We start from the raw sequence: 19,271 nt of genomic DNA on the forward strand, positions 1-19,271 counted from the left end.
TTTTGTTAATGACGGTTGTATTTTTATACAATGGAAAAAATAAAACTCATTTTTATTGCCCTGCTCTTAACATATACAGGTATTATATTGGGTAATGATAGCTACAAGGTAACCTCAATAAAACAGTATTTAGTTGAGGATGGCCTTTCGCACAATTTGATTAATGAAATCATTCAAGGTAATAAAGGTTTTATTTGGTTGGCAACATATAATGGACTATGTAAATTTGACGGATATTCTTTTACTCAATATTTACCTCAACCCTCTGATTCTATTTTATCAAAAAACAACAGAATAGATAAAATTACACAAGATAAATACGGAAGAATCTGGACTAAATCAATAATATTTAACCCCAAAGTCACCTGTTTTGATCCCTCTACACTTAAATTTTGGGGTAAAGAATTATTAAACAAAAAATCGCTTCGGGATTTTCCATTAACAAAGATTATACCCACCAATTCAGGACCTGTTTGGCTTTTATCTGAAACCAATGGCTGCATTTGTATTGCGGATACTAATTATACACTTATTGAGTTTAATAAAAATGAAAAGAACCTAAACGCACAGGCTGTATATAATGTACATGAAGATAGCGATCAAAACACCTGGCTTTTGACAAACAATGGAATCATACAGTTCCATCATAACAACATGAATACTCCTAAGTGTTATTTTAATATAGAAACTAATAATTCATTATCATTTTTTTCGTGCATAGAGTTTGATGATGAAATATGGTTTGGTGGCTCATTAGGAATTATCGCAAAATACTCAAAAGCAGAGGGAACTTTTAAAACTCAAAAATTACCCATAGACAGCGATATATTTAATCTTTATTTACTTAAAGATCACAAAATATTAGCCGCATCCAATCAACCTGAATTTTGTATAATCAATCAGTTTACAACCGAAACTGAACTATATAATTCAAAAAACATAAATATTAATAGTATAAATCCATTAGCTGTTACAAACGGTTCTCAATTTTGGTTTTACAATAAAAATACCAATGGTATATTTCAATTCGATCTGCAATCGAAACAATTTAAAAATTTCCCGGTAAATGAAACCAGTAAAGACAAATTAAAAAACCAAACAAACCCATTGGTTCTTACTGATAAAAATGGACAAGTGTGGGTACAGCCTCGTGAAGGGGCTTTTTCTTTTTACGATCAGGAATTAGATCAACTTATACCCTTAAAACCTCATTTAAATACTAATTCGTACAATACTTTTTCAAACAAGTTTCATGCTGTAATTTTCGATGAACAAAACAATTTATGGTACAACAGTTATGCAGCCGGATTAGGAGAAATTGTATTTAGCAACAATCATTTTAAATCATTTCAACTTAAACCCAACAAAAATGTTATTAGTAATGATATCAGGGCTATTTATCAGCTAAAAGACAGCACAATATTGATCTCCAACAAAAAAGAACAGATTTCAATACTTGATAAAGACCTTAATTATATTGGGCAACTGTCCATGAAAGGTGAAATAACAAATAATGCCTTTTGGACAAAATCTGCTTATAATTTTCTAGAAGATTCAGATAACAATATCTGGATTGCCACCCGCGGTGATGGTATATACAAACTTGTACCAAAATTAAAAACACGTTCCTACGATGTAATTCACTTCTTGCATAATCCCAATGACCTATATAGTTTAAGTAATAACGATGTTTATTCTATTTATGAGGATAGTAACAACAGAATATGGATTGGAACTTTAGAAGGTATAAACCTAATAGATGACTCTGATGATAAAGTAAAATTTGTTAATCATAATAATAAGCTAAATATCCCATTATCAAAAGGAGGTAAACGAATTCGGTGTATTACAGAAACACCAACCGGACTAATCTGTGTTGGCTCTATGGAAGGCTTTTACATTTTAGATCCAAATACAAGTGATTATAAAAACATCAAATGGAAATCATATGAAAACCAATTAATCAACAATCAAGGCTTGGTCTGTAATGATATAATGGACATCTGTATAACAAGTAAAAAAGAGATTTTTCTAGCAACATCTTATGGTGGCATTTCTAAAATTGATTCAGTTGATCATTCCGGATATCCTGTTTCTTTTACAACATATACAAAACAAAATGGACTACCTTCTAACAATACACTCTCACTGTTAGAAGACGTAGATGGTAAAATATGGATCAGTACAGATTTCCAACTCTCTCGTTTTAATCCTGAAAATGAAACATTTGAAATTTTCCCTGAAATAAAGACACTTACGAACTGGAATAACTTTTCTGAAGCTACAAAATTCAGATTAAACTCAGGAGATATATTATTTGGATATTCTGATGGGATTATTCATTTTAATCCTAAAAACATTGAAACCTATCAATATACCCCCTATTTATCTCTTGCAAACTTTAAAATATTCAATCAAAAGGGTTCGTATAAAAATCAAACACCTATTTTAAAGGATATCGATAACTTACATCAGATTACACTTTCGCATAGTGAGAACTTTTTTAATATTGGATATGCTGCACTGGATTACAAAGACTCTAAAAACATTAAATACGCATACAAACTGGATGGATTTGACAATTATTGGAATTATGTAGATAAGCAACGAACCGCTATTTATACTAATGTACCTAAAGGAGACTATATTTTTAAAGTTAAATCGACCAATAGCCAGGGAGTATGGACCAACAACCAAAGAGAATTACCAATTACTGTGTTACCCTCATTTTGGGAAAGCAGGTGGGCTTATTTTTTATATACAATTAGTATCCTGGTGATATTACTAACTATCAATTACACTTTATTTACCATTTATAAGTTAAGATCGAACATAAACATTGAAAAAAAGATGTCGGGCTTAAGACAAAAGTTTTTCATAGATATTTCTCACGAAATACGAACCCCATTAACAATGATTACGGCTCCTATTGAGTATTTAATAAATGACTCAAACACCCCGGAAAGAGTAAGAAACCAATTAAACTATGTAGCACAAAGTTCATCGCGTATGTTACGCCTGGTAAACCAAATTTTGGATTTCAGGAAAGTGCAGGAACTTAAATTACAAGTATCTGAAATTGAAATAGGAAATTATGTGAAGGATATATGTAATGATTTTGTTGAAATTGCTCATGAACAAGAAATCTCCTTTTCTTTTGAAAATAATGCCGAGGGTGTAAAAGTTTGGGTTGATCTTAACAGCCTGGAAAAAATATTGATGAACTTACTTTCTAACGCCTTTAAATATACACCACAGGGTAAATCAATTTATGTTAGGGTTTTTAATGACGAAAAGAGCGTAACTATTAATGTTAGTGATGAAGGTATTGGTATTTCAAAAAGTGTAATTAACAAGCTGTTTACCCGTTTTGTTTCTTTTAGCAACGATGAAAATAAACCAAGTACAGGCATTGGTTTATCTATACTTAAAGAGGAAGCAGATAAACATAGAGCCAAAGTTATGGTACAAAGTGAGCCCGGAAAAGGAAGTACATTTTCTGTTCAGTTTAAAACCGGTAAAAATCATTTTGCTAAGGATATAGAGTTTCTTGATCATATACCTACTAAAAACCTTACCCCTGATCTTGCTCAAAAACAACCATTATTTGATATCAATCAAGACGGAGATAATAAAAATACAGTCCTTATTGTTGAGGATGACGAGGAACTAAGGTCTTTTATTAAAAACATTCTTGAACAATCATATGATATATTATTAGCCGAAGATGGAGAAATTGGTTTTAGCATAGCAGTTGATAAATGTCCCGATTTTATTATAAGTGACATCATGATGCCTAAAATGAATGGTATTGAATTACTTAAAAAACTCAGAGATGATATAAAAACCAGTCATATACCCATTATTTTATTAACAGCTAAAACCAATATCGAAAGTAAACTGGAAGGTTTAACATACGGAGCAGACGATTATATTACCAAACCATTTAGTGTGACATATTTTAAAGCCAGAATTGAAAATCTCTTACTACAAAGAAAGAGATTACATGAAATATTTACTCAGGGAGACAAGACTAAATTCATAGATTTTAATCCTAAACCATTTCTGGTTACAAATAAGGATGAAGCCATTATGGAAAAACTTATACAAACAATTGAGGAAAACATAGATAATACAGAATTCTCAATTGAAGATTTAGCTGGCGAAGTAGGCTTAAACCGTACAACCATGCTTAACAAAGTAAAAGGCTTAACTGGGAAATCTCCTGTTGAATTTGTAAGAGATATTCGATTAAAACGATCTGCTCAATTGATAACAGATACTCAACTCCTTATAAAAGAAATAGCCTTTATGACAGGCTTTCAGGATCTTAAGTATTTTGGAAAGTGTTTTAAAAAGAAATACGAAATGACACCCATGGAATATAGAAGGAATAACGTAAATAAATAATATTCTTATGGCTAATATAAAAATCTGAATCACAAAGTAAAGTTTGCAGGTTTGGCATACTATAACTTTAACTTACACCTGTGCTTTATTTCTTTTAGGTGGAATAATTTTGTATTATTCCAAAGCGTATCATCGTTCAAAACAATACTTTATTTATCTACACCCCCAAAAAAATAACATTCTTCAATAAAGGCCATAAAAGTACATCAATTACATTTATATTATACTATTTTTCAATTTCTACCCTATCCTAATAGGGGTACAATTCATTTTTATACACTATTTAATTAAAGAATGATTTTTCTTAATCACTTTTCCTCACCCGAATTGTAGAATAGGTAGTATATAATTAATGATAGAGAATGAATAGGGATTTAGACTTAGGAATAAGAAGTAGTGCTCAGAAAATATACTCGGAAATGTATATCACACTTAAATATTTTGCGATAAGAATATTGAAATCTGAAGAAATTGCAGAAGATGTTATTCAGGATATGTGGCTTAAAATATGGACTAAAAAACCATCTTTCGAAAATAAACCTCAACTAAAATCATACCTGTATCAGGCATTAAGAAATACAGCACTTAACCATATCAGACAATCGAATACGCAAAACCTGTTTATTGATCAAGTGCTGATTTCAGAACTTGAAGAAAACATGTACGACGAAATGATTGAATTTGAAACGCTGGCTTTAATCAATAATGCCCTTGACCAACTATCAAACTCTGCCAAAAGGGTTTACGAAGAAAAACTTAATGGTAAAAAATATAAAGAAATAGCAAAAGATTTAGATATCTCTATCAATACCGTAAAAACACATATCACTAATTCCAATCAATTTTTACGTAAAAAACTGTTACCATACGTATCGTAATTTATGGCATTAACATGAAACCATAAAATAACAGTACCGGGAATCAATACATAAAACCAACCCTACTCAAATACACTTTAAATAAAGACAACCCCCACAAAAAAAGATGGGTTAAATTAATTTATTTAATTTTTTTGAATTTTTTCCATTTTAAACTAGGGGTACATATACTTTTTATACACTATAAAGACAACAGGAGTTAAAACATTAAAACTTAAAAATTTTATTCTTATGATTAAACGTCTTGCTTTTTTTGCAACTATGCTTTCTTTAGCATCTTGTGCTCAAACAAAAAGTCCTTCAGACACTAAATTCAGCGTTGAAGGAAAAATTGAAGGAGCACAGGGTAAAAAAATTGTGCAGATCATGTACTTTGATGAAGGAGAGCGAATTTATTTAGCAGATACCATTGATGATGGCATCTTTCATTTTGAAGGTAAAGTTACCTGCCCGCTAAAAGGTAATTTAAGAGTCAATGATTTGGATCCTGAAACCGGCAGAATTAAAATGACTATCGGTGATGCAGGTATGACTCAGTTGTATTTGGAAAATACAGCCATTAATGTCTCATTTAAGGAAGGAGATATTAAAAATGCATTAATTACAGGTGGACCTGTACAAAGCGAATTTAATGAATATAATAAATTCATTGAAGAACCAGCTTCCAAACAACGTGAACTAATGGAAAAACTTTACGCTGGTTACAGAAGTAAAAATCTCAAACCAGAAGATTTCCAGGCATTACAAGCTGAAATAGGAACACAAGTTGAAAAAATTACTGACCTTTCTATTAATTACATTATCGAGCATACAGATTCATATGTTTCTGTGGGGTTATTAGAAGAAATTGCAAGAAGAGAAGGCAAACCTGTTGACGAACTATTTGCAATGTTTAACAACATGAGTGAAGCTGTTAAAACCAGTCATGTAGGCGAAAAGTTAAATCAATCGTTAACTTATTTAAAAGCCAGTCAGATTGGAAATGTAGCACCTGACTTTACTAAAAAATCTATTACCGGAGAAGATCTTACGTTAAGTTCTTTAAGAGGTAAATATGTTCTTTTAGACTTTTGGGGAAGCTGGTGTGGACCTTGTCGTGCTAGTCACCCTCACTTAAGAGAAATAAACGAAAAATATAAATCTCACGGTTTAGAAATAGTTAGTATTGGTTGTGAAAAAAACAGGAGCCTTGAAAAATGCGAAAGCAGCTGGAAAACTGCCGTTGAAAAAGATGGTATGCAAGATTGGAAACATGTTTTGAACAACTATGATAAAGATAAGTTTGACTTACCATCAATGTTTAGTGTAAAAGCATATCCTACAAAAATATTGTTAGATAAAGACGGTAAAATTGTAGCCAAACATATTGGAGGAGGTAACAATGAAGAATTAGATCAAAAATTAAAAGATTTAATCGGATTGTAGTTATCATTGCACATTATCAATTGAATAAGTCATACAATATTTCATGAAAGACCCATTATCTATAAACGAACTAGCACACAAAAAGCTAAACGGCACTATTAGCGAAGAAGAAAATCGTTTGCTTGAAGAATGGTATCAATCAGAAGCCAGCAATAGTGATGCAGATTGGACCAGAGAAATTCCTGAAGAAAAACTTCAAAAGGAAATGTTTGATAAGATTATGCAGCGTGTAGACAGTTATGAATCTGCAAAATCAAGAAAAACAAAAGCAAAACATATTATTCGCCGATTTACTGAAGTTGCTGCTATATTAATTTTTGTTGTTGGTGGATATTGGATTTACACTGAAAGACAAAAGGCTGAAAGTATTGCTCAAGTAGAGCAAAAACAAGATATTTTACCTGGCACTGAAGATGCAATACTCCGCATTGGAAACAATAAAGAAATTAATTTGAGCAAAGTTTCAGATGGCCGTATTGTAGATAATGGAAAAACTAGTGTAGATAAAAAATCGGGATTATTATCATACGCAGCTGCAAATAGCTCTGTTAATGATATGGTTGAAATTCATGAGATAATTACCAAACGAGGCAATCAGTATCATTTGGAATTATCTGACGGAACAAAAGTATGGATGAACTCAGCAAGTTCTCTTAAGTTTCCTGAACGTTTTAATTCGGACAAAAGAATTGTTGAACTTGAGGGAGAAGCATATTTTGAAGTGGCCCACAATGCATCAAAACCTTTCTTAGTAAAAGTGGACGGCACTGTGGTCCGGGTTCTGGGTACTCATTTTAATATCAGTGCATATAAAGATGAGAAAGAAATTAAAACCACATTACTGGAGGGTTCTGTACAGGTTTCAAAAGATGAAAACGATGTTATCATTAAACCTGGAGAACAAGCTATAGTTCAAAACTTTAAAAAGGAACCTATACAAGTAAATCAAGCTGATTTAGCTTGTACAATGGCATGGAAAGATGGTTTTTTTGAATTCGACGGTGTACAACTTCCTGTTATTTTACGTCAATTAAGCAGGTGGTATGATGTAGACTTTGAACTAAAGGAATTCTCTACTAAAGAAACATATGGTGGTAGAATCAGTAAAAACCTTAAACTTTCTAAAGTGTTGGAGTTATTGGAAATAAACAATGTTTCCTTTGAATCAAATGGTGATAATTTTATTGTCCGTATTAAAGAATAAATCCCTAAAGCTTATTCAATTGGCATAATTAATAATCCAATAAAGACAACCGAAATCTGTTGGCGCAGACTCCGGTTGTATAACATTTTTAAGAGAATGCATGTCAAATATTAACTTAAAAATCAACGAAAGTTATGCATTTAATTCGTAAAAAAAGTAACGACACAAATAAATATAAGCGGCAGTATCTTAATCTTGCCGTTTATATTCTGTTTTGTTTATTTTCGTTCAACACAAATATCATGTCACAAACCCAAACGGTAGATCTTTCTTTTAAAGATACCCGAGTGCAGGATGTGATTAAAGCAATATCTCGTCAAACTGGTGTTTCTATTATATATAGCGACTCATACTTTGAGGGTGTTGCCCCGGTTTCAATAGAAACAAAAGGAGAAAGTATACTTGATGTACTTCATAAAATACTTAACGATAGCAAATTTGCTATTACTATGGATGGCGATGTCATCAGTATTAAAGAAAAACCACAAAGTGTTCCTTCACAACAAATCAACCAGCCGGTAATTATTATTAGCGGTAAAGTTCTTGGACAGGGCAACGAACCATTACCAGGAGCTGCAATTGTTGATTTACATTCGGGAAGAGGTGTTATTACCAATGTAGATGGTGAATATAACCTAAGACTACCAACAAGAGAAGGTGCTGTATTAAGAGCTAAATTCCTTGGTTATAAACCTATGGACATAGAAGTTGGCAAGCAGACTAATATCGACTTCAACCTTGAGGTTCTTAATAACGACTTATCTGAAGTGGTTGTAACTGGTATCTTCGATTTTAAATCAGAAACATTTACAGGAGCTACTCAAACATACAATCACGACGATTTACAAGCTGTAGGTAATATTAATGTTATCCAGAGTTTACAAAACCTGGATCCTTCGTTTATTGTAACAGAGAACCTTGCTATGGGATCAAATCCCAATGCAATGAACGAACTTTCCATACGTGGACAGTCTGGTTTTCCTGATTTAAATAATGAATATTCTACTAGTCCTAACCAACCGTTATTTGTTTTAGATGGATTTGAAACAACCATGGAAACAATTAACGACCTTGACATGGAAAGAGTTGAATCTATTACTATTCTGAAGGATGCTGCAGCTAAGGCTATCTATGGATCTAAAGCGGCCAATGGTGTTATTGTAATTGAAACACGCAGACCTCAACAAGGTAAATTACGATTAACATATAATGGAACAGCAAAAATTCAGACTCCTGATTTAGACAGTTATAATTTAACCAATGCATCAGAAAAACTTCAGGTTGAACAAAACGCAGGCTTATACGATGGTGGTATTGGTGGATTTATCAATTCGGTAACCAATGCAAATTTCCAGTATATATCAAGAGAAAGTTACTATGATTTATTGGATGAAGTATACAGAGGAGTTGAAACAGATTGGTTGGCACAACCAGTTCGCAATGCTGTCGGACAAAAGCACACCTTATATCTTGAAGGAGGTAGCGATAAATTTCAATACGGACTTGATTTTGCCTATAATAACGATGCCGGTGTTATGAAAGGATCTAACCGTAGAACCATTTCAGGTGGTATGACATTCATTTACCGCTTCAACGATTTAAAAATCCGAAATCAATTACTTGTTGCCAACAACAAAGGAAACAACTCTCCCTGGGGATCATTTAGCGAGTATGCGCTTATGAACCCCTACTTAAGACCTCGTGATGAAAATGGACATTTGATTCAAAGCTGGGAATTGGAACGTGCAAATTCCACATTGAGATATGTAAACCCTATGTGGAATAGTACTATCAATACAAAAGATTTTACTGAATACAACCAAATTACCAACAACTTTTATTTGGAGTGGACAGGTATTGAGGGTCTTAAAACAACCTTACGTGTAGGATTAAACCATTCCGACAACGGATCAGAAATTTTTCATCCTACAACGCATACCGATTTTATTACCTATACCACTGAAGATTTAATTGCTCGCAGAGGAACCTATGATTATATGGATGGAAAAAGTAATAAAATCACAGTTGACGCTATTGGTAGTTATACTAAAGTAGCCGGAGATCATTTCTTTCTGGCTAACCTTGGTTGGAACTTAAATTCTCAAACTGAAGAAAGAGTTTCTTTTACAGCAGAAGGTTTTCCTAATGATCAGTTAGATGATCCTGGTTTTGCCAGACAATATGCAGAAAACACAACTCCTTATTCGTTTGAAAGTACAACAAATGATGTAAGTTTTGTTGGTGCGGTGAACTATTCTTTCAAAGATCGTTACCTAATCGACCTTTCTGCTCGTTTAAATGGTTCATCTCAATTTGGTGCTGACAACCGTTGGGGTAATTTCTGGTCTGCTGGTTTAGGGTACAATTTACACAAAGAAAATTTCTTAAGTGATGTTGAATGGCTAAACCAATTAAAATTGAGAGGATCTTTAGGTTATACAGGTTCACAAAACTTTAACTCATATCAGAGTAAAACAACTTATACTTACGAAACTGAGTATTACTATAATCTGAATTCAGGAGCCTATTTACTTGGCTTGCCTAATAATAATTTAGCATGGCAACGTAAACAGGATTTAAATATTGGAGTTGATTTTACACTATTAAAAAATCGCTTAAGTGGTCGTTTTGATTACTATGTTTCAACTACTGACGATTTGCTTACTGACGTTACCATCCCTTATTCAACAGGATTTAATTCATATAAAGAAAATTTAGGTAAGGTTGAAAATAAGGGAACTGAAGTTTATTTGAACTATAGAGTTTTTCAAAACACATCTAAAAATGCGTATTTAAACGTTTTTGCTAGCGTTGCTACCAACAAAAACAGAATTAAAGAGATTTCAAACAGCCTTGCCAGTTACAACGAAAGTCAGGTTGAAGAATTGACAAACAGACCTGTAACAAGATATGAAGAGGGTCAATCAATGAATGCCATCTGGGCTGTAAAATCAAGAGGTATCGATCCTGCTACAGGACAGGAAATCTTTGTAAGAAGAGACGGAACAACAACAACAGAGTGGTCTTCTGATGATATGGTGGTATGTGGTGTTGCTGAACCGGATTTAAATGGTATCGCAGGATTATCATTTGGTTACAATGGAGTTCGATTAAATATTAACCTGAATTATTCTTTAGGTGGAGATTTGTACAATCAAACGGTAGTGGATAAAGTTGAAAATGCTGATCCTTATTATAATGTTGACCGAAGAGTATTCTCCGACAGATGGGTTAATCCTGGTGATATTACAAGGTTTAAAAATATCGAAGATCAATCAACTACTTATCCAACAAGTCGTTTTGTAGAAAAAAATAACTATTTAAATATTTCCAATATCAATATTAACTACGATTTAAATAAAATTAAATCAATCAAAGCTATTGGACTACAACAACTCCTTTTGGGTCTTTACATGGATGACATTGCTCGTTTTTCTTCTATTGATATAGAACGAGGTACTGATTATCCTTATGCTAAAAGTTATTCATTATCACTTAAAGCAACATTTTAAATATAAAGATTATGAGAACAAATTATATATCATATCTACTCATTTTATGTACGATACTTTTTGTGGCGTGTGATGATTTCTTAGATGTTCATCCTAAAACAGAAGTAGAAGGAACAGACTTATTTGATGATGAGGATGGTTTTAATGATGCATTAAATGGTTTGTATATAAAAATGACTTCAACCTCTCTGTATGGCAGAGAGTTAACGTTTGGATTTTTAGATGTAATCGGTAATTGCTACTATGATGCAGGAATACAGACATACAGTTATGCAAAAGATTATGACTATGCAAACGCTGATGTGGAATACATTATCAATAATATATGGATTGAAGGTTATAACATTATAGCCAATGCCAATTCATTGATTGAGAATATTCAGGATAAAGATCCATCTTTCTTCTCCAATGGCAATTATAACTTAATTTATGGAGAAGCATTAGGCATCAGAGCTTTTATGCATTTAGATTTATTACGTCTGTTTGCACCTTCGTTAGCTTATGATCCGGAAGCTGTTGGTATTCCTTATGTTAAGGCGTTTTCATATAACAGAACGCCATCTTCCAGTGTTACTGAATGCTTAGATCTTGTTTTACAAGACCTAACAGAGGCTGCTGCATTATTATCAGAGGTTGATCCTGTTTATTTAAGTAGTGAAAGTACTGAAAGATACTACTATATGAATTATTACGCCGTAAGAGCTTTAATGGCACAAGCCTATCTGTGGAAAGGAGATAATCAAAATGCACTATTAGCTGCTCAGGAAGTAATCAATAGTACAAAATACCGTTGGACAGCTTCCAATGCCTTATCTACATCTTCAGATGAATCTGTAGACCGTACTTTTACTCCTGAAACAATTTTTGCATTACAAAGCAATCAAATTGAAAACAACATATTGGGATATTTATACGGGCAGTCTTCTGATAATACCGCTCCTATTTTTGCAACGCACATAGATTGGTTGGCTAGTATTTTCCCTACCATCACTCATTCTACTGATTTAAGATATAGTATTTTGTTTGAAGCCGGAGGTAGTGAACCTAATTACATGGTATCAACAAAATTATGGCAAAAAGATTCGAATGGTGATGATTTAAGAGATGAATTTATAAAGAGATTACCTCTTATCCGTTTACCTGAAATGTATTTAATATGTGCAGAGGCTGACATTGATAACGCAGCTCAATACTTAAACGTAATCAGGCACAACAGAGGTGTGGAAGCTCCGGTAGAATTAACTACAGCCCCTGAGCTTTATGATGAGATTTTATTAGAATATTATCGTGAATACATAACTGAAGGTAAGCTGTTTTATTATAGTAAAAGACACAATCGTCAGTATATCGGAGGAAGATCTGCTTATAATCTGACTGCTGAGTTTGATACTGATAATTATACGCTTCCTATGCCACAACAAGAAATTGAGTATGGAAACAGATAACTTAAAGATTTTGAAGATGAAAAGATTAATCTATATTAGTTTTTCGCTCCTGCTTATTTTAGCTATAGGATGTGAAAATGATGATTTTGTTTACAATGGAGATGCTGGTATTTACGTAAGTAGCCTAATGGATCAATCTTCAAGTAACAATGCTGATTCTGTAGTATTTTCCTTTAAAAGCGTAGATGCTACTGAGGATAGTTATCCTGTAAATATGTTTGTTCACTTACAGGGAAGGCCATCCAGCCATGATTTATCATTCGATTTTGAAGTGGTAGATTCATTAACAAATGTACCTGCCTCTGCTTATGAAATAACAAATTTCACTTTACCAGCAGGTCAATTTAATACCGCTGTTCCTGTTGTTGTTCAAAAAAATATTGAAGGATTTGATCTTACTGAAGAAACAGCTCGTGTAACTTTTAAGATTAAAGATACTCCTGATCTGGAACAGGGCTTATCCGATTTTCAAACCTTTAGTATTGTATGGTGTGATTTTCTTGTTCGTCCGGAATCATGGCGATTTATTGAATACTATATCGGACCATTTTCTCAGGCACGATATAAATTTATTATTGAAAATACCGGCTATGAAACCTTCGAGGATTATAGTGGTAATTACAATATGCAATTCTGGCTTCAGGGAACTCTAATTAGACTTTTAGATGAGTATAATAGCAATCCTGCAAATGAGGGAAGACCGGAAGGATGGCCCTATCTTGACGATGATGGTGAACCATTACGCTTTGGTGCAGGTATTTAATACAATAGATCGTAAGATTTTAGATAAGAGATGTTAGACTGATTTACATTATAGCATAGGGATTCTTAGCTAAAATATTCAGCGATTATAATTAATTAATTAAAAATGAATATTTATGAAAAATCATAAATTAACAATATATCTGGTAGGTGTTTTTATATCTTTGGGATTGTACTCTTGTGATAATGATGATGGTAATTATGACTATCACGAACTTGCCGAATTTAGAATTGAAGAAAGTGAAGCCAATCAAACACTGGCAGTTAATCAGCTTGATTATGTACATTTAACGCCAACGTTAGTATACGATGAAGATCTTTCTGACATTGAATATACATGGTCTATCTATTCTTCAAATATTGATGCATATAACGATATTCTTGCAGATACAATCTCAAAAGAAAAGAATTTGGAGTATCAAATTGTAGAAAAACCAGGTTCTTATGTTATAGAATATGCTGCTACTGTTATGTCTTCAGGCAGGAGAACAACTACCCGATACTTTTTAAATGTTGAAGGTATCTTTGGAACATCCGGTTTATTTGTTTTATATGATGATGGATATACATCCGACTTTGCTATCATTAAAACACCTGTTTTTTCAGGAACTGCTCAGGAGGGGTCTGTAATATATGATATCTATTCGCAGGCAAACCCACAACGTCCGTTATTAGGTGAGGCCAGAAAGTTGGGTTTCTTCTTTAATCAAACCAGTTCGCGTGTGTATTTGCTAACGTCAGAAGATATGGTTCGCTTGTCAACCGATAATTATTCTGTTGTTGGTGATCCTCAGGACGGTTTATTCTTAACTCCTCCAACAACAGTTAATCCGCAGTTTTACTATACTCGTTTACAACCTAATTACCCATTTCCATGGGCTATGTATATACCAATAGAGTTTATGGTAAACGACGGTAAAATACATGGTTTGCTGACTGATTATGCAGGTGAATATCCTTATTTTATGACACCAAAAGTTGTTACAGGCAGTAGTTATGTAGCCAGTCCTTATATTTCTTTAGTGGGATCGGCCATAAATGCTTATGACGAGCAGAATGGAAGATTCTTAATTGGTTCAACATATAGTAGTGAATTATTTGAATTTGCAGGTACAAATGCTGAAGCATCCCGTAACTTAAACAGAACACTGTTGGATTATGAACCTATTCAGAATATGAATCTGGCAGCTATTATGAAAGACAATGATAATGATGCTTATTATTTAACTGCTGTAACAGCAAGAAATGCTAATACTGCAGGAGTTGTTGCCGATATTAATATTAGCACTCTAACAAATCTTTCTGAAGCTAATTTGTTTGCGTTACATCCTCTTGCTCCTGTAGGATTTTATGCAACAAGTAGCACGTTGTATAATTTCAATTACAATACTTATTCAGCCTCGGCAAACCCAGCTTCAGTATGTTGGACTGCTCCTGATAATGAAGAAATCACAAGTTTGTATTTAATGTCGAATGCAGGTTCTGATTTAGGAGGATTCATGGAAAATGATAAAAATCCTCAGGGAAAATACATGTGTGTTTCTACCTGGAATGGAACTGAAGGAAAGATTTACATCCTTGAGTTAAGTCTTGCTACCGGAGGATTTGTTGATTTAGTTGATTCTTATGAAGGATTTGGTAAGATTAAAGATATGAATTTCAATATTGGTCGTGTAGTTATGGTATTACCTGGTCAGTAAATAGAAATCGCTTATAAATGAAAAATCCTGCTTTGAATAAAATATTCAAAGCAGGATTTTTTTATTTAGAAAAATACAAAGTAATAAAAACATAAAAGGATGAGCGCAATAGCTTTAAAGCCTTAGTCATGTGGTTTTCAACTGTTTTCACAGATATACTAAGTTCCTGAGAGATTTCTTTCTGTGAGTAACCATGCATACGGCTAAGCCGAAAAACCTGTTTGGTTTTATAGGGTAATTGCTGTATTAACTGTTCAAGCTTAGAATAACTTTCGGTATAATCAAACCACTCTTCTGTAGTATTAATGCCAACATTGGGTATTTCATCTTCTGAGGTATGAATAACATCATTTTTGTAACGTTTTGCCAGTTGTGCAAACACCTGATACTTAACTGCAGATGACATGTATGTAAAAAAACTATAATTAATATCAATAGCACTTCTTCGTACCCAGATATCTAAAAAAACATTTTGTAGTACTTCTTCTGCTTCAGAATATGAGTTTAACTTTCTTTCAGCTTGGAGCAGCAGTTTTTTCCAATAGCGATTATACAGCGTTTCAAAGGCTAACCTGTCATCGTTATCCTTTAAAAATGCCAGTAATTCGCTATCTGCACAATTGCTGTACTCCTCCAATTTTACTCCCATTCCCATATATAAAGAAATTATATACTATTAGTTTTATATTAAAACTACATAACCCCTATTGAGTATTAATCTATAAGATCTATCCCAAAAATAGAACAAAATCAAAAGATAATCGCTTAAAAAATGTTATTTTTTAACACAAACCCATGTTATTAAAAGTTAACTCTATTAGGGTTATTTTCATGATCCCTGCAAAAGAGTACATGTATCAGATCGTATGATTGAAAAATACCTAGCTCTAAGCAAAAGAAGCAATAGGAAAAGAAGAATTAATCCTACTCATTAAAAAATGATATTCAACGAGAAAGAACCAAATAATGAGGATATTAATAGTATTATTCTTATTATACAGAAAACAAAATGAACCTAACAGCAGGACGTAACCCTAATTTATTTTGTCCCCGTACATTCGCCCGGGGAATAAATTCTCGTGTACATCTGAATCCGGAATGAAAAGCCCTATTTTGTCACATCCTGGCTGGAAAGAAATAAAACCTGCTCTGGTTAAAAATTCATTAATTCATAAAAAGCTCAACAACGTGGGCCACGCCATCCTCATCGTTTGATAAAGTAACAAAATCAGATACTTGTTTAACCTGATCCTGAGCATTGGCCATTGCAACACCAAAACCTGCAAATTCAATCATGGTTAAATCATTGAATCCATCTCCACAGGCAAGCATTTCTTCACGGGTATGACCGGTGTAATCCAATAACAATTGCAGCGATTGAGCTTTATCAATATTCAAAGGATTCAATTCTAAAAAGAAGGGTTCACTGCGATAGATATTCATCTCTCGACTAAACTGCGCTTTCATTTCCTGTTCCAGTCTTATTAAAATTTCAGGATTACCAACCATCAGGCATTTAGGCACCGGAAGTTTAAGTGCTTCAGTAAATGAATCCACCTTTTTAATTGGCATTTTATTTAAAAAAGCCTCATACTGAATATATTCATTCTCTGTATTTTCTGAAATAATACTTTCATTTTCGTATGAAATAATGTCGACCTTATTGTCTCGGGCTATTTCATGCAAAACCGGTAAATTTTCAGTATTCAATGCCGATTGGTGAATCACTTCCTTTGTTTGCCAGTTAATAATAGTACCACCATTAAACGACAAAATATAGCCACCATATTTAGCCAACTCCAATTCCTCTGCTAAAGGCACAATACCATAAGTTGGTCTGCCCGATGCCAATACAATCTTCACCCCTTTTTGCTGCACTTTTAATAAGGTAGCTTTTGTTCGTTCCGAAATTTCTTTTTTTGAATTGGTTAAAGTTCCATCTAAATCAAGCACAAGTAACTTATACTGCATTATTCCCCCGGTTTTATTATTTTTTACAGATTAATTTAAATACATACAATGTTTTATGTACTTAAAATAGCTTGCAAAAATAGAAAAATTGTGGTGATTAAAGAGTATTATTTTAAACAATGGAAATAAATGTATTTTTGATTTTGCTCTATGGCAAACAGTTACTATTTTGTGTCCATATCACCCTATTGAAACTGTGGTTCTTTAGAATATACTTGTTAATTATGACAATACAACAATTAATCAATATGATACCCTTTGAAATATTAAAACGAGGGGAATCATACTATAACAATAAAAAAATCCTGCAACTAAATCAGGGAAGTGATCAAACCTGGTATGCAGAGGTTGAGGGTAACTACGACAACTATGAAGTAGAGATTAAACCAGACAACGATAGCAATTCTGCTGATTATTATTGCGATTGCCCCTACGATGGTACTATATGTAAACATGTTGCAGCTGTTGCTCTGGCTATATTCGATAAAAAAACTATTCCTATTTCTTCAAATGATAAAATTCCTGATGAAGAAAGTTGGGAAGAATTAATAAAGGCGGCCAATTCTGAGGATTTAAGAAATTTCATACTTGACTTTGGAGTTAAAAATAAAGATTTCAGACATCAAATTAAGCTTACCTTTTCAAAACCAGCTTCTGTTCAGGATGCGAATAACATTCCCTATTATCAAAATCAAATAAGTGGAATATTTGACAATTATGATTACAGGGGTTTTATCGACTATCGAAATAGTTATAAAGCAATGAATGATGTTTCTGAATTCCAGATAAAGGCTGATAATTATTACTCCGTAGGAAACCTTAACGAGGCTTTTTGTATTTCGGCTGCCATTGCAATGGAAAGTGTTAAAGCCATTCAAAATATGGATGATTCATCTGGCGAATGTGGTTATGTAATTTCTGAAGCATTCAATGTTATTGCTACAATCATTAATAACAACCCCTCAAATAAACTAAAAGAAAGAATTTTTAACTGGCTACATGAACAGGTACAAAATAATGATTACAATGCTTATGGTGTTGGAGATTGTTTAGAACCACTATTTTTCGATACAGCTGCCTCTTTAAATAAATTAGAAATTGCCTATAAATTTATTGATACCAAAATCATTGATCTGGATAAAGAAGACAGTTGGAGCAAGAAATATAGTTTACAAAATTATATTGGCCATAAGATAAATTTGTTACAATCAGAAGGTCGTAATTCTGAAGCCGAAAATATCATTGATTCTTATCTACATTTAAAAGACTTTAGACAAACACGAGTAAAAGAAGCTTTAGCAACAAACCAGTTAAAAAAAGCTGAAGATCTCATTCAGGAGGGAATAAAAATAGCTCTAAAGGATAATGAACAGGGTACTGTTCGTCAATGGAAAGACCAATTACTTGAAGTTTACAAAAAACAAAACCAAACAGTAAATTACAATAAACTAGCCAAGGAACTCTTTATTGAAAATACCTATGAAATAAAGTACTTTAAGTTTTACAAAGCAACCAGCCCCAAAGATGGTTGGGAAACAAAACGAAATAAACTTATTGCAGAACTAAAAAACAATAAAAGAGGTTATTACGGAGGAATACCCATTGATAATTTGGCTAGTATTTATATTGAGGAACAAATGATTGAGCAACTCTTTGCTTTAGTTAGTTCTTCAAATAGCATTCATACAATTATAAGATACACTAATCATCTTAAATCGAAATATACTAGCGAACTATTAGAATATTATAAAGCTGCTATTGAAATAGAAGCAGAACAAACCGGCCGTAATGTTTACGAAACCCTGGTACAATACTTAAAGCAGATGTCTAAACTTAAAGGAGGCTTACCTGCTGCAAAAGCTCTAAAAGATTCTTTATTAAACAATTATAAAAATCGCCCGGCAATGAAGGAAATATTTAAAAAATTAAACTGGAACTAATATTGAATTTTTTGTAATTAACTA

General features: G+C 32.9%; 11 protein-coding genes. 9 read left to right on the forward strand and 2 right to left on the reverse strand.

Going from position 1 to position 19,271, the window contains the following annotated elements; all coding sequences use genetic code 11:
- The first annotated feature begins 30 nt into the window (after positions 1-30).
- From OM075_RS08075 to OM075_RS08110, 8 genes are all read left to right on the forward strand, one after another.
- Positions 31-4,410 carry a hybrid sensor histidine kinase/response regulator transcription factor gene (locus tag OM075_RS08075; protein WP_301189986.1) on the forward strand — a complete coding sequence of 1,460 codons (4,380 nt, stop codon included), beginning with the start codon at positions 31-33 and terminating at the stop codon, positions 4,408-4,410.
- Between the two features lie 362 nt (positions 4,411-4,772).
- Positions 4,773-5,288: a sigma-70 family RNA polymerase sigma factor gene (locus tag OM075_RS08080; protein ID WP_301189987.1), complete on the forward strand. Its 516-nt coding sequence runs from the start codon at positions 4,773-4,775 to the stop codon at positions 5,286-5,288.
- Positions 5,289-5,519: 231 nt separating this feature from the next.
- Entirely contained in the window at positions 5,520-6,713 is a 1,194-nt protein-coding gene (locus OM075_RS08085) for a TlpA disulfide reductase family protein (RefSeq protein ID WP_301189988.1), read from the forward strand.
- A gap of 43 nt (positions 6,714-6,756) precedes the next feature.
- Positions 6,757-7,917: a FecR family protein gene (locus tag OM075_RS08090; protein WP_301189989.1), complete on the forward strand. Its 1,161-nt coding sequence runs from the start codon at positions 6,757-6,759 to the stop codon at positions 7,915-7,917.
- Between the two features lie 242 nt (positions 7,918-8,159).
- The gene (locus tag OM075_RS08095) at positions 8,160-11,429 is read left to right on the forward strand and encodes a SusC/RagA family TonB-linked outer membrane protein (RefSeq protein ID WP_301189990.1); all 3,270 of its coding nucleotides are present in this window, start codon (positions 8,160-8,162) and stop codon (positions 11,427-11,429) included.
- An 11-nt stretch (positions 11,430-11,440) separates the two neighbouring features.
- Positions 11,441-12,874 (forward strand): RagB/SusD family nutrient uptake outer membrane protein, encoded by a 1,434-nt coding sequence (locus OM075_RS08100; RefSeq protein WP_301189991.1) that lies wholly within the window; start codon positions 11,441-11,443, stop codon positions 12,872-12,874.
- Between the two features lie 16 nt (positions 12,875-12,890).
- Positions 12,891-13,637: a DUF4843 domain-containing protein gene (locus tag OM075_RS08105; RefSeq protein WP_301189992.1), complete on the forward strand. Its 747-nt coding sequence runs from the start codon at positions 12,891-12,893 to the stop codon at positions 13,635-13,637.
- Positions 13,638-13,752: 115 nt separating this feature from the next.
- On the forward strand, positions 13,753-15,336 hold the full coding sequence (locus tag OM075_RS08110; protein WP_301189993.1) for a PKD-like family lipoprotein: 1,584 nt from the start codon (positions 13,753-13,755) through the stop codon (positions 15,334-15,336).
- Between the two features lie 61 nt (positions 15,337-15,397).
- Here the strand turns inward: OM075_RS08110 and OM075_RS08115 are convergent, their stop codons facing one another.
- Positions 15,398-15,991, reverse strand: coding sequence for a sigma-70 family RNA polymerase sigma factor (locus tag OM075_RS08115; protein WP_301189994.1), 594 nt, complete (start codon positions 15,989-15,991; stop codon positions 15,398-15,400).
- A 509-nt stretch (positions 15,992-16,500) separates the two neighbouring features.
- The gene (locus OM075_RS08120) at positions 16,501-17,307 is read right to left on the reverse strand and encodes a Cof-type HAD-IIB family hydrolase (protein WP_301189995.1); all 807 of its coding nucleotides are present in this window, start codon (positions 17,305-17,307) and stop codon (positions 16,501-16,503) included.
- Positions 17,308-17,531: 224 nt separating this feature from the next.
- Here OM075_RS08120 and OM075_RS08125 point away from each other — a divergent pair, with 224 nt between their 5' ends.
- Positions 17,532-19,247 (forward strand): SWIM zinc finger family protein, encoded by a 1,716-nt coding sequence (locus OM075_RS08125; protein WP_301189996.1) that lies wholly within the window; start codon positions 17,532-17,534, stop codon positions 19,245-19,247.
- The last annotated feature ends 24 nt before the right edge of the window (positions 19,248-19,271 follow it).

The sequence above is a fragment of the Plebeiibacterium sediminum genome, assembly GCF_026013605.1.
Lineage (GTDB): Bacteria > Bacteroidota > Bacteroidia > Bacteroidales > Marinilabiliaceae > Saccharicrinis > Saccharicrinis sediminus.

What these genes read in the sequence shown, in the direction of transcription:
- OM075_RS08120 (WP_301189995.1), bottom strand. Translation starts at nt 17,307, where the DNA reads ATGCAGTATAAGTTACTTGTGCTTGATTTAGATGGAACTTTAACCAAT.
- OM075_RS08090 (WP_301189989.1), top strand. Translation starts at nt 6,757, where the DNA reads ATGAAAGACCCATTATCTATAAACGAACTAGCACACAAAAAGCTAAAC.
- OM075_RS08075 (WP_301189986.1), top strand. Translation starts at nt 31, where the DNA reads ATGGAAAAAATAAAACTCATTTTTATTGCCCTGCTCTTAACATATACA.
- OM075_RS08085 (WP_301189988.1), top strand. Translation starts at nt 5,520, where the DNA reads ATGATTAAACGTCTTGCTTTTTTTGCAACTATGCTTTCTTTAGCATCT.
- OM075_RS08080 (WP_301189987.1), top strand. Translation starts at nt 4,773, where the DNA reads ATGAATAGGGATTTAGACTTAGGAATAAGAAGTAGTGCTCAGAAAATA.
- OM075_RS08100 (WP_301189991.1), top strand. Translation starts at nt 11,441, where the DNA reads ATGAGAACAAATTATATATCATATCTACTCATTTTATGTACGATACTT.
- OM075_RS08105 (WP_301189992.1), top strand. Translation starts at nt 12,891, where the DNA reads ATGAAAAGATTAATCTATATTAGTTTTTCGCTCCTGCTTATTTTAGCT.
- OM075_RS08115 (WP_301189994.1), bottom strand. Translation starts at nt 15,991, where the DNA reads ATGGGAATGGGAGTAAAATTGGAGGAGTACAGCAATTGTGCAGATAGC.
- OM075_RS08095 (WP_301189990.1), top strand. Translation starts at nt 8,160, where the DNA reads ATGTCACAAACCCAAACGGTAGATCTTTCTTTTAAAGATACCCGAGTG.
- OM075_RS08110 (WP_301189993.1), top strand. Translation starts at nt 13,753, where the DNA reads ATGAAAAATCATAAATTAACAATATATCTGGTAGGTGTTTTTATATCT.
- OM075_RS08125 (WP_301189996.1), top strand. Translation starts at nt 17,532, where the DNA reads ATGACAATACAACAATTAATCAATATGATACCCTTTGAAATATTAAAA.